At 43.3% G+C, this 12,093-nt stretch carries 12 protein-coding genes; 4 read left to right on the top strand and 8 right to left on the bottom strand.

The genetic code is table 11. The features are described 5' to 3' along the window. The 3 genes from ACTWQL_RS19695 to ACTWQL_RS19685 form a co-directional block, all read right to left on the bottom strand. A partial coding sequence (locus ACTWQL_RS19695) for a protease inhibitor I9 family protein (RefSeq protein WP_443144115.1) occupies positions 1-583 on the bottom strand: 583 nt, incomplete at its 3' end. Between the two features lie 549 nt (positions 584-1,132). Further along, positions 1,133-2,980: an asparagine synthase (glutamine-hydrolyzing) gene (gene asnB, locus ACTWQL_RS19690; RefSeq protein ID WP_443144114.1), complete on the bottom strand. Its 1,848-nt coding sequence runs from the start codon at positions 2,978-2,980 to the stop codon at positions 1,133-1,135. A 107-nt stretch (positions 2,981-3,087) separates the two neighbouring features. Beyond that, a complete protein-coding gene (locus ACTWQL_RS19685; protein WP_443144113.1) occupies positions 3,088-4,266 on the bottom strand; it encodes a pyridoxal phosphate-dependent aminotransferase in 1,179 nt (392 codons plus the stop codon). Positions 4,267-4,396: 130 nt separating this feature from the next. On the opposite strand from ACTWQL_RS19685, the gene ACTWQL_RS19680 reads away from it, so the two are divergent. Then, complete coding sequence (locus tag ACTWQL_RS19680; RefSeq protein WP_443144112.1) at positions 4,397-5,173, top strand: carbon-nitrogen family hydrolase; 777 nt, start codon at positions 4,397-4,399, stop codon at positions 5,171-5,173. A 3-nt stretch (positions 5,174-5,176) separates the two neighbouring features. On the opposite strand, the gene ACTWQL_RS19675 is transcribed toward ACTWQL_RS19680, so the two are convergent. The 4 genes from ACTWQL_RS19675 to ACTWQL_RS19660 all read right to left on the bottom strand — a co-directional run bounded on the left by ACTWQL_RS19675 (position 5,177) and on the right by ACTWQL_RS19660 (position 8,720). Next, complete coding sequence (locus ACTWQL_RS19675) at positions 5,177-5,311, bottom strand: hypothetical protein (RefSeq protein WP_443144111.1); 135 nt, start codon at positions 5,309-5,311, stop codon at positions 5,177-5,179. A 150-nt stretch (positions 5,312-5,461) separates the two neighbouring features. Continuing rightward, positions 5,462-8,014, bottom strand: coding sequence for a bifunctional diguanylate cyclase/phosphodiesterase (locus tag ACTWQL_RS19670; protein ID WP_443144110.1), 2,553 nt, complete (start codon positions 8,012-8,014; stop codon positions 5,462-5,464). Positions 8,015-8,176: 162 nt separating this feature from the next. Continuing rightward, a complete protein-coding gene (locus ACTWQL_RS19665) occupies positions 8,177-8,542 on the bottom strand; it encodes a cupin (protein WP_443144109.1) in 366 nt (121 codons plus the stop codon). Between the two features lie 49 nt (positions 8,543-8,591). Beyond that, positions 8,592-8,720: a hypothetical protein gene (locus ACTWQL_RS19660; RefSeq protein ID WP_443144108.1), complete on the bottom strand. Its 129-nt coding sequence runs from the start codon at positions 8,718-8,720 to the stop codon at positions 8,592-8,594. A gap of 237 nt (positions 8,721-8,957) precedes the next feature. Between ACTWQL_RS19660 and ACTWQL_RS19655 the strand changes: the two genes are divergently transcribed. Beyond that, positions 8,958-9,353: a hypothetical protein gene (locus ACTWQL_RS19655; protein WP_443144107.1), complete on the top strand. Its 396-nt coding sequence runs from the start codon at positions 8,958-8,960 to the stop codon at positions 9,351-9,353. Between the two features lie 103 nt (positions 9,354-9,456). Here ACTWQL_RS19655 and ACTWQL_RS19650 read toward each other — a convergent pair whose 3' ends face one another. After that, positions 9,457-9,810: a YisL family protein gene (locus ACTWQL_RS19650; RefSeq protein WP_443144106.1), complete on the bottom strand. Its 354-nt coding sequence runs from the start codon at positions 9,808-9,810 to the stop codon at positions 9,457-9,459. Positions 9,811-9,958: 148 nt separating this feature from the next. On the opposite strand from ACTWQL_RS19650, the gene ACTWQL_RS19645 reads away from it, so the two are divergent. Beyond that, positions 9,959-11,170 carry an ornithine--oxo-acid transaminase gene (locus tag ACTWQL_RS19645; protein WP_443144105.1) on the top strand — a complete coding sequence of 404 codons (1,212 nt, stop codon included), beginning with the start codon at positions 9,959-9,961 and terminating at the stop codon, positions 11,168-11,170. A 311-nt stretch (positions 11,171-11,481) separates the two neighbouring features. Continuing rightward, on the top strand, positions 11,482-11,937 hold the full coding sequence (locus ACTWQL_RS19640) for a hypothetical protein (RefSeq protein WP_443144104.1): 456 nt from the start codon (positions 11,482-11,484) through the stop codon (positions 11,935-11,937). Positions 11,938-12,093: the final 156 nt, after the last annotated feature.

Here is a 12,093-nt window from a genome sequence, read left to right as displayed (position 1 = left end):
GTTGAGTGGACGCTTTTGTTGATTGAGGCATCGGTTGGAGTTGACGCACTTCATTCGGCAATACTTTCGCTACCTCAGGAAATGCAGCCAATTGCTCCATGACTTCTTTGTTCGCCGTTACAGCCATCGCATTGACAATGAAGAAAGATTGATAGTTTTTCACTGCCTTGCTTGCTTTTTGTTTCTCTAAAAATTGTTTTACGTTCCCTTGTGTTTCGATTGCCGTAGAGCGAAGTGCCGATACGACTGCAGAGCGTTGAGCCAGTTCCTTCTTGTAAGGCGTCAGCTTCTGCTTCTCCGCTTTTTCAATCGCATTCTTCGAAACTTTCTTGGTATCAACCTGTTCATTGAACTTGATCAAGAACGTGACCTGATCCTCATCCTTGAACTGGTTTTGTAAGGACTTGCTTACTTTATTGGTTAGGGCTTCATCTTTGAACGATGTGGCTACAGGGTTCGATTCCTGTGTGTTCATCGTTCGTGCGTTGACCGTTGGAGCTAGAAATGTTGAAACTAGTAGTAGAATCGCTGTGACGAGTGCAAATGCCCGTCGATTCAACAAAAACCTCCGATAATTTACCATCTTTCCCCTCCTAAAAGTTATAAGCTTGTCTGAAACGTAAAAAACTTTCCCCCTTTCCTGTCGAATGCGAGATGTCTGTATCCTTTGATGTTGAATCCATCATAAAGCAATTTTTTGCAGAAATTAATATAAATAACAGAATTTTCTAAAAATGAAGAATTGGTAATGTTTAGTCGATAAATTTCGTTTGGGACTTTCAACTCCTCTGGAATTTTATAGAAATCGAGGTTAGTTCATTAATACCAAAGGTTTGGATGGTCCTAGTACTTTATCAGTAAGTAGTAGGTATAAAGTATTGAGGTTGTTTATCCCTAAATTTTGCTAAGCCCATAGTATGAGGGAATGTCGAAATAATGGAGAGATTGTTGTGGAATATTGTTAGGCTATACCGATGTCCTACATAATGAACCTTAAGATTTTCATTAATCGGAACATTCGTCGGATTTATAGTTTCCCGGACCTAATTTTCCATCTTAAAGAAGGTTTTATATGAAAAGCGTTTTAGAAAATTAAAAGCGACCCTTCAGAAGAGTCGCACGTTAAAATTTATCACTCTATGATATTGACATTGTAGTCTTCCAACCACACATTGATTTGTGCTAGATGGGCGATCAGCTGCGGGCCAGTCATCAACTGTCCGAACCAGGGAGTTTTATAGGCTCCGCCATCTGTCTGGATAATTTCCGATACCTTGTTCCGATCTACCAATTCATAGATAGGCGCGGAATCCTTTTTAATGATCGAGCCTAGCCATGCCTTTACGAGCCGGGTGTATTCCGGATGATGCGTTTTGGGATAAGGACTTTTTTTCCGGTACAAAATCTCATGAGGAAGGGTTCCTTCGAGTGCTTTTCGTAATATGCCTTTCTCTCTGCCTTCAAACATTTTCATCTCCCACGGGATATTCCAGGCATACTCTACAATCCTATGATCAGCGAATGGAACCCTGACCTCGAGGCTTGCCCCCATGCTCATGCGATCTTTTCTGTCGAGAAGCGTTGCCATGAACCAATGCATATTAAGGTAGAACATCTCTCTTCTTCTAGCCTCTGCAGGCTCTTCACCATCAAGTTTCGGAGTTTCATTGATTGTTTGTTGATAGCGATCATGAACATAGTTTTTCAAATCGAGCTTTTTCCTCAAGTCTGGTCTCAAAATCGATTCACGTTCAGCTGTCGAGTGCATCCATGGGAACGCATCCCTCTCTAACAATTCCGGTCGATAAAACCATGGGTATCCGCCGAATATTTCATCTGCACATTCACCAGAAAGCCCAACCGTGAACTGCTGTTTGATTTCTTCACAAAACCAAAGCAAGGAGGAATCGACATCAGCCATTCCTGGTAAGTCCCTCATATGGACAGCTGCTGTCAGGTAATGCTGCAATTTTGTATTTTCAATTACAGAGGAGTGATGGACCGTCTTCAAATAATCCCGCATGATTTGAATCCAGGGACCATCGGAGTTCGGTTGGAAAGTGCTTTTCTTGAAGTACTTATCATTTTCTTCATAGTCGATGGAATACGTATGAAGAGCACCACGCCCCTCCTGCTGGAAAAAGCGGGAAGCGAATGCACTGATTGCGCTTGAATCGACCCCGCCTGACAGAAAAGTACACACCGGCACATCGGCGACCAGTTGCCTTTCGACAGCATCTTTCAGCAGCCACCGGACCTGCTCAACTGTCTCATCGAGCGAATCTGTATGCTCTTCACTTTTCACATCCCAATAACGCCAAATTCGCAATCCATTTCGGTCCAATCTTAGCGCATGACCGGCCCTTAGTTCGTTGATTCCTTTATAGACGCCATGCCCCGGGGTCCTCGATGGCCCTAATCCGAAAATTTCTTGCAAGCCCTCCCGGTCAACCTCTGCTTTTACGTCAGGATGAGCGAGGATCGCCTTCAATTCTGAACCGAATATCAGGGATCCGGATTGTTCTTTGTAAAATAGCGGCTTTACGCCAAGCCGGTCCCTCGCCATGAAAACCTGCTCGTGCTTTTCATCCCAAATTGCAAACGCATAAATGCCATTCAGATGGTCTACACATTGCTCCCCCCACTCGATGTAACTGGTCAGAAGAACCTCGGTATCGCTGTGGGAATCGAATCGATGCCCCTTCGATGCCAGGACTTTCCGTATGTCTTCTGTGTTGTATAATTCACCGTTATAGACCATCGTATATAGATTCGAGTGATGGACTTTCTGCATCGGTTGACCCCCACCAGCAGGATCGACCACGATCAAACGTGCATGCCCGAAAGCGACATGGGGTGCTGTCCAATGCGTAGTAGCATCCGGTCCACGTTTTCCTAATGTGGTTGCCATCTTTTGGATTGTTGCTGTTTCTTTTGTCAAATTTTCTTTAAAATCGATCCATCCTGTGATTCCACACATTTTATTACCTCACCCTTCCAGGGATTCGATCATCCTCACATCTCTCTACACAATTTATGCGAAGAAGTGTGAAATGTGCCCACTCGGGATGGTTCGAGGAGTTAGAATCACAGGTGGTTTTCGTGTAAATGGATCATTCGGTCGGCAGCTTCAAGCAGGCGTTCTTTTTCACAATTCAATCCAACTCGGACGAATCCTTCACCTGTTTCGCCGAATCCATTTCCAGGTGCTACGATCACATGCGCTTTTTCGATTAAAAGTTCCGCGTACTCTTCTGATGTATATCCTTCTGGCACAGGAAGCCACGAGAAAAAGGATCCTTTCGGAAGATCAACGTTGAATCCATGATCATTCAATTTCGTGATAAATGCGTTGCGACGGTCTTCATATAAAGCGGTCAATTCGTGAACACAGTCCTGTGGGCCGTTTAATGCACTTGCCGCTGCTTCCTGGATGCCGCCGAACATACCACAATAGTAATGATCTTGGATAAGGTTAAGTGCTTCGATGACTTCCTCATTCCCTAATGCAAAGCCAACACGCCAACCGGCCATATTGTATGTTTTGGAAAGCGTGTACATCTCGACTCCGACCTCTTTTGCCCCTTTTGTCTGAAGAAAGCTAATCGGTTTCTTGCCGTCAAACCCGATCGATCCGTACGCAAAATCATGAACGATACAGCATCCAGTCTTTTCACCGAGCTCAACCGTCTCTTCGAAAAATTCCTTTGTTGCGATACCTGCTGTCGGGTTGTTAGGATAGTTCAGGAACATCAATTTTGCTTGTTCCAGAACATTTTGTGAAATAGAATCGTAGTCTGGCAGGAAGTCATTTTCCTTTTTAAGCGGCATCTTATATTGATTTGCACCAGCGATGGCGATCCCAGATTCATAGTCAGGGTAACCTGGATCGGGTACTAATACAGTATCCCCCTGGTTTAACAAGCATTGGCTTACTTCTACGAGACCCGCTTTTGCCCCAAAAAGGACGGTGACTTCTTTTTCAGGGTCTAGATCGACATCGTATTCCCGTTTATAATAATCGGCAATCGCTTTTTTCAAAAAGGTATGACCTCGAAATGGGGGATATTTATGGTGGATCGGGTTGGTTGCTGAGGTCTGCAGTGCCTCGATGATATGATCCGGGGTAGGCTGGTCAGGATTCCCCTGTCCGAGATTGATCATGTCATAACCAGCTTGATAGTAGGGTTCGATCTTATTTACAAGTTTTGCAAAGAATTGGTCAGGCAAACGTTTGATTGATTCTGATTGTTGAAAACGAGCCAATCTGATAACCTCCTATATTGTTAAGTTTCAATTGTAAATTGTCGTAAAATTCTAATCACTTATGTTAAAGTGTAAATGACTAAATGTAAAGGGATTTATATTGTAAATCTGGAATTAAGGGGGCCCTTGTATGAAAGTAGCAGTAATACAGATGGATATAGAATTCGGAAAACCACAAGTGAATTTTGAAAAAGTGACAGCGACGATCCGAGATGCATGTAATGAATCAGCTGATGTGATTGTCCTTCCAGAGATGTGGACGACAGGGTATGATTTAAAGCGGCTTGATGAAATCGGTGATGATGAAGGGAAACAGACCATCGAATTCATCTCTTCACTTGCTTCGACTTACCGGGTGAATATCATTGCGGGCTCCGTCGCTGAAAAGTCTAAAGACAGCGTCTACAACACGATGATCGTATTTGATCGTGAAGGTGATGTTGTGAAAAAATACAGCAAGGTCCATTTGTTCCGCCTTATGAATGAAGAAAAATACCTTACTGCAGGAAATAATGACGGCCATTTTGAAATTGACGGAGTGCCTTCAGCGGGGTTCATCTGTTATGATATCCGTTTCCCAGAATGGATGCGCAAGCATGCGCTTGAAGGAGCTAAAGTGTTGTTTGTACCGGCTGAATGGCCGAAACCTAGAACGGAACACTGGCGTAACCTTTTGATTACACGAGCGATTGAAAACCAATGTTACGTCGTTGCCTGTAACCGTATCGGCGCTGACCCTGACAATGAATTTGGCGGACACTCGATCATCATCAACCCATGGGGCGAAATCATCGCAGAAGCAGATGAAACAGAAACCATCCTATTCGCTGACATCTCCATTGATGAACTGAACGAAATCCGTACCCGCATCCCAATCTACGAAGACCGCCGCACCGACCTATACTAAATATCAGTGCCACTTCGGTGCCTGGTACACTTTCAGATCCATTGGCACTGTTGAGGTTTCATTCGGTGCCTGGCACCCTTTCAGAACCCTTGGCGCTGTTGAGGTCTCGTTCGGTGCCTGGCACACTTTCAGATCCATTGGCGCTGTTGAGGTCTCGTTCGGTGCCTGGTACACTTTCAGAACCCTTGGCGCTGTTGAGGTTCCATTCGGTGCCTGGTACACTTATCCTATACAACAAAAAGCGGTTCGATTGGTTTTAGTCGAGCCGCTTTTCCTTATTTGCTTTCTTTAAATGATTTTGTTTCCTGTCAGGAAGGTTTGGATTTGTACCGGATTGACAGGTTTGCTGATATAGTACCCTTGTACTTGGTCACATCCAAATTTCTTCAAGGTGATCAGTTGATTTTTCGTTTCCACGCCTTCAGCGAGGACCGTGACGTTCAATCCTTCACACATCATAATGATTGCACGGACGATTGCAGCATCTGAACTGAATTCTTCCAGGTTCCGTATGAACGATTGGTCGATTTTCAGAATATCGATCGGAAAATCCCTCAAGTAGCTTAAAGAAGAGTATCCTGTGCCGAAATCATCGACAGATATTTTCACACCGAGAGCTCTCAACTGATTGATGATCCACAGACTGTGTTCCACATCTTCAAGCATAATGCTCTCTGTCAATTCGATATGCAGCGCAGAAGGACTCAGACCAGAAATCCCCAAGCATTCTTTTACTTCATCGACGAACTCCAATCGTTGAAATTGCCTTCCAGAAACATTCACACAAACTGATAAGTGTTCCGCACCTTGGTCGTGCCAACTGCGTACTTGTTTACAAGCTTGTTCAAGGACCCATTTCCCGATTTCATTAATCAATCCCGCTTTTTCAGCGATCGGAATAAAAAGGTTCGGAGGAATCATTCCGCGTTTCGTATGATTCCATCTCAGCAATGCTTCACAAGCGAACACTTTCCCATCGGATATATTGATCTGCGGTTGATAGAAGATTTCAAACTCCCCCAACGACATCGCCTTTCTCAGATGATATTCCATTTCAAGTCGTTCGTTAATTGAATCATTCATCTCCATCGTAAAAAACTGCACACTGTTTCTTCCGTCTAATTTTGCACGGTGCATCGCCAAGTTCGCATTCTTCAAGAGGTGCTCATCATTTCTGGCATCATCAGGGTACATACTGATTCCGATGCTTCCAGACAGAACATAATCTTTGCCGTTCAAGAAAATCGGTTTTTTGATAACTGACAAGATGTTTTTTGCTAAACACGTCAGCTTATCCAAATCACTTTCACCGGGAACGAAAATGAGGAATTCATCTGCAGCAAACCGTGCAAGGCATTGCCCCTCTTCAATCATCCCGCTCATATTTCTTGCCACATGTTTTAAAATCCGGTCACCTGCCTGATGCCCTAGACTATCGTTGATCATCTTGAACTCATCCAAATCGACTACCATCACCGCAAGTTTCTCATTCGATTTTTCAGCTGACTCGATCGCATCAGTCAATCTTTCATGGAAATACATACGGTTTGGCAAGCCTGTCAAACTGTCGTGATAAGCCAACTGTGAAATTTTCTCTTCAGCCATCATAAGAGAGTCGTTCAAAACCTCAAGATCCTCTGTGGATGCCTTTACGAGCTGTGACATCGCAAGAAATTCTTGATAGTGGGAAGCAACGTTATTTGCGTTCCGGAAAGTTTGTTCATCAATATACGTTTCATTTTCTGCTAACATCAAGAACGAAAGGGCATAGCTTAAGACGTCATTCTTTCCATCCTCATGATAATATTCACCGGCTGTGAAAGCCCCTACTGTCGGAACGAGACTTTTGATCATATCCATCTCATGAGCGATCCCGATATTGAAAAACCTGCGCCTGGATAAACATGAATATAGGAAGAGCCCTTCTACAGGCTTACTTTCCAGCTGGCGATAGATACAATTCATCGAATCCAGAAAAATCCCAACGTCTCCACAACCAATTGAAACTTTGCAACCTTCCTGAATCGGTTGAAAGACTTCGATCGAACCGTCTTCACAAAAACGCTTCACCATCACAGGCTCTGTCTGCTCCCCACGTGTCACCATCAAAGGAAAGGAAGAACGTGAATCTATGATATTCGTCGTCATTTCACTTCCGAGATATTTTTCATAGATATCTTTGACTGGTACATCATCCAGCCTATAGAGGATGGAACCTTCAGCTTTCGTCACTATAAAAGAACGACCTGCCGTATTCCAATCCGAACAGGCATGGACCGAGGCCTTTAATTCCTCTCCAGTCAGGCTGACCGCCGTCACTCCTGAATCGATCAAACCTTCATTAGAGATCAGGAATTCTATATTTCGTTCTCCAATCGGTACGGCATTGCCGCCTGCGACTACTACACCTGGGGCTACTTTCTCCAACCCCTTCAGCACCCCCAGATTGTTATATGTACTGCTGCTTCCGAACAGGATGACGGCTTTCGTATCTGGTTTGATGATCCGTTCAGCAATATGAATCCCACATTCATTGGCTTCCATAACTTCATTATCAGAAATACCAATACACGCAAGCTGCACCTTATCGAAAACCGTAAAAGAGATCGTCGTACCGCTCGTCCTGATTTCCTCACAAAAGGAGGCGTCCACTGTCGCACCGATGATTGCTGCTTGCGGAAACTCCTGATCAAGCATCTCTACCAGTCTTGAAATCCGTACCTTCCCCTCTGATGTGAAGATCTGGATCAATAACCGATCATGCACCGATTGTAGGTCGTTCATATCTATGAATGATTGTAATTGTTTCTTACTACTATAAATCGTGCTGACAGTCTTCATCTTTACACCCTTCCCCAGCATCGATTGAAAATGATCTGATCGTTAATTTTTAGACATATCCATACCTTTTATCGACCAAATCAGTCGTTCCCTTCATCAATCCCAAGGGTGTATAAACTCCTATTTTACTATGTTCGAATAAAGGGAATAAGGTCTTTTATCCTATTTCACTTCGATTTCAGACATAAATGTTGAAGGATCGATGTTCGCCCCTTCTAACACAATGACCTCCATGGATTCCTCTGATCCTGATTCATGCTCTTCCCCCTGCTCCCAAAACACAGCTATTCCAGTGGAAACTTTCACTTTATCTGAATCTTTTACACGTACCCACCCTTCACCGGATACAACAATGAACAATTGATTGACCGTGGCAGGATGCATACCGAGGCAGCTTTCTTTTTCGAAGTGGATACAAGCTGTCTGCTGAAATCCTTTTTGGCGTACGAAAGGCGAAATACGTACACCAGAACTGCCAAATTGATCGATCACCTTAGCTTTAGTTGGATTGAATTGATAGAATTTCATAATTTCCCCCTTTTTTGGTGAAGAACGTTAACCACTTTACATAAGGCTCTTATCTAAAAGATTGTTGCTTTTGAGTTATTATCAAAAAATCACCTTGTGCAAGTTGATTGGAGAGCAAGGTGCGAGACTCCTGCGGGATCAGTGTGCCTACTACCTGAATAATCTCCTCGCAAGGCATGCGACGAGGAAGCTCGCTTCGACAGGACTTTCTTGTAGACGCAGGAGCACAAATGCTTCCTTGAAAAGGAGACTCCTGAGGTCGCAAGGCGACGAGTGGGCTCACCGCACGCCCCGCGGAAAACGAGCATCCTGGAGCGGAAATCAACGACTTTCAAGAGCAACAACGTTTGCGAATACAGCCTTACAAAAAAATGTTATACTGATATACACACATTAAGACAAAGGCATGGTACATATGAAAAATTTCTTATTCGGTTTACTTACTCTTGCAGTCTTATTGGGAATTTCCTCAATAGCTGTTAGTCCTGAATTAACGGATTTTTTTGTAGATGAAGAAAGCATGATTCAAATGAAAGAACAAAGAGAAGCCTCAGGCCTCCACACGTCCCCTTCTAAGAATCCTGAAGACATTTTACAAAACACCGGGCAAGAGTGGCAGTCTCTATCAACTCAAGATCGTCTTACTTTTGCCATCCATCTTACAAAGGGTTTGAAGTCAAGAGACATACACATCGAAGACCCCAATCAACTTCTTCAGCAAATCGATACATACTTTGAAACCAAACCGAAGGACGACACGATTGAAAAAGCAGTCATGGTGATCATCACAGAAAATACGTTTGCGGATTAAAGAAAACCTTGCACAGGCTGAGCCTCAGTTGCGCTTTTACTGAAGAAAGTGTAAAAAAGAGCTTGTCCCTATCGGATAAGCTCTTTCTTGATGGTTTGTCTTTTTACATTGGCAATGCGTGATAACCCAGGTATAAAACTAGGATCAGTGAAATGACGAACATGATCCACATTCCAATGACAGAAGCCCCTTTTTTCGCTTTTGCCAACACCATTTCCATACTTCCAATCACCCAGATACCTACCAGTGCTTTCGCAAATAATTCAAATTCATAATATCCGCCTGATAAGTATTGTACGAACATCATTCCACCAGTAACGATAATGAAAATATAAAACAACCTTAAAATCATGCTTGTGATCTTATGGCCTTTCGCTTTTCCTGCTTTTAATAGAAAATACGTTACAAAAAACAGGATGATTGCAATCGCCCAAGACGTAACATGTGCATGAAGCATCCAGCATTCCTCCTCTAAACTCAATCGATTTCATCATATCAAAACCCTTTCCAAAAGGGAAATCTGATGCTGAGGGTGTAATGCAAAAGCGTTTTCATTTATAATGGTGAAAGAGTCAAAATGAATTGAAAAGAATGGAGTGAGCCACATGAGTAAAGTAAGAAACCAACATGGAACAGAAGAAATCATTTCGAAAACAGAACAGTATGGAGCAAAAAACTATCTCCCACTCCCGATCGTCATTTCCGAAGCAGAAGGTGTATGGGTGAAAGACCCAGAAGGCAATAAGTATATGGATATGCTGAGCGCATATTCCGCTGTCAATCAGGGGCATCGACACCCGAAAATCATTGAAGCACTTAAGCAGCAGGCTGACCGTGTAACGTTGACTTCCCGAGCGTTCCACAACGAACAACTAGCTCCATTTTATGAAAAAGTATCGAAACTGACGAATAAAGATATGATTCTGCCGATGAATACTGGTGCAGAAGCAGTTGAGACGGCAATCAAGACTGCACGCCGATGGGCATATGATGTAAAAGGCGTTGCAGACAATCAAGCAGAAATCATCGCATGTGAAGGAAACTTCCATGGCCGTACGATGACAGCCGTTTCCCTTTCATCAGAAGCTGAATACAAGCGCGGTTTCGGACCTATGCTTCCTGGTATCAAGGTCATTCCATACGGCGATATCGAAGCATTACGTAATGCAATCACAGAAAATACTGCAGCATTCTTGTTCGAGCCAATCCAGGGTGAAGCTGGGATCAACATTCCGGAGGATGGTTTCTTAAAAGAAGCGCGTGAATTATGTACTTCTGAAAATGTGTTGATGGTGGCCGATGAAATTCAATCAGGCTTAGGCCGTTCTGGTAAAACGTTCGCCTGTGATTGGGAGAACGTCGTTCCAGACATGTACATCCTTGGAAAAGCGCTGGGTGGAGGGGTATTCCCGATCTCCTGTGTTGCTGCTAACAAAGATATTTTAGGTGTCTTCAATCCAGGTTCACACGGTTCTACATTTGGTGGAAATCCATTAGGATGTGCGGTATCGATCGCATCCCTTGAAGTTCTTGAAGAAGAGAAATTAGTAGAACGTTCTTTGGAATTGGGGAACTACTTCCAAGAGGAATTGAAGAAGATCAACAATCCGAAGATAAAAGAAATTCGTGGACGCGGCTTATTCATTGGTGTTGAGTTGACTGAAGCTGCACGCTCGTATTGTGAGCAATTGAAGGGAAAAGGATTGCTTTGTAAGGAAACGCACGAAACTGTCATCCGTTTCGCTCCACCACTTGTGATCGACAAAAAAGATCTCGATTGGGCGATCGGAAAGATTAAAGAAGTTTTAGAAGCGTAAAAGAAACATCTTGAGGAAGAACAGGCTCATTGGCGCCTGTTCTTTTTTGCATTTAAAGAAAGCAGAAAATACTTTTTTCAATATCAGCGCAACTATGTATGGTGCAGCCTGCACCAAGGTCGAAGCCAGTACATCCTGTCCAAGTGAGGAGGCTCGCGGTTCGCCCGCGGAAAGCGAGTATATTTCCTACTGATCAAAAAACACCAATACGAAAAATGTACATAATCAGGACCTTCGTCAGTTCTTATTGAAGAGGAAGTTGAATATGTCTATGGTAGCTTATCTCAATTTCATCTTTGGAGGGTCTTCTAATGAAAAACCTACGCATCTGGTTACATATTTCACTTCTCGTGAGTTTTGCACTCCCATGGCTGAAAATACCTTTCATCGTCACCACTGTTCCGGTAATCGGCTACCTTCTCCCATTCAAGACAATTTCCCTTGCCAATCAGCTGAACAGTTTCGGTGTCATGAAAATCAGCAATGAGCAAATGTTCTCGTTGTTTTTGATGCTTCTTGCACCAGTTATTTCATCTTTCGTATTAATAATGTTATTTTCAAAGCGGAAGCCAAGCATTTATTTGGATTGTGGTGCGGGATTGATCGCAGTGATGAGCTGTCTTTATATCCTCACGAACACTGGAAACATCGTGACAGCTGGTTTCTATATCGCTTTGATCGCCTCGTTACTGCTGGTAGCTTCACCTTTACTAGACGGGGAAAAAGAAAAAAGCGTCAAAGTTCGGAATCGGGCAGTGTTCAAGTAGGCTTCGGAAACTCACGTTGGTATTGGTTTTAGACTTAGGAGTGGACTTTTTAGACATAAAGCAAAATTTTTAGACTTAATGGCGATTTTTTTAACTTAAATCAAAAATTTTAGACTTAGAGCCGGATTTTTAGACTTAACACCAAAATCGGAAAAA

Origin of the sequence: Pseudalkalibacillus sp. R45, assembly GCF_052246725.1 — a bacterium.
Lineage (GTDB): Bacteria > Bacillota > Bacilli > Bacillales > Fictibacillaceae > Pseudalkalibacillus.
Note: the sequence above shows the minus strand (reverse complement) of the source record. Positions and strands in the feature narration are given on the sequence as shown.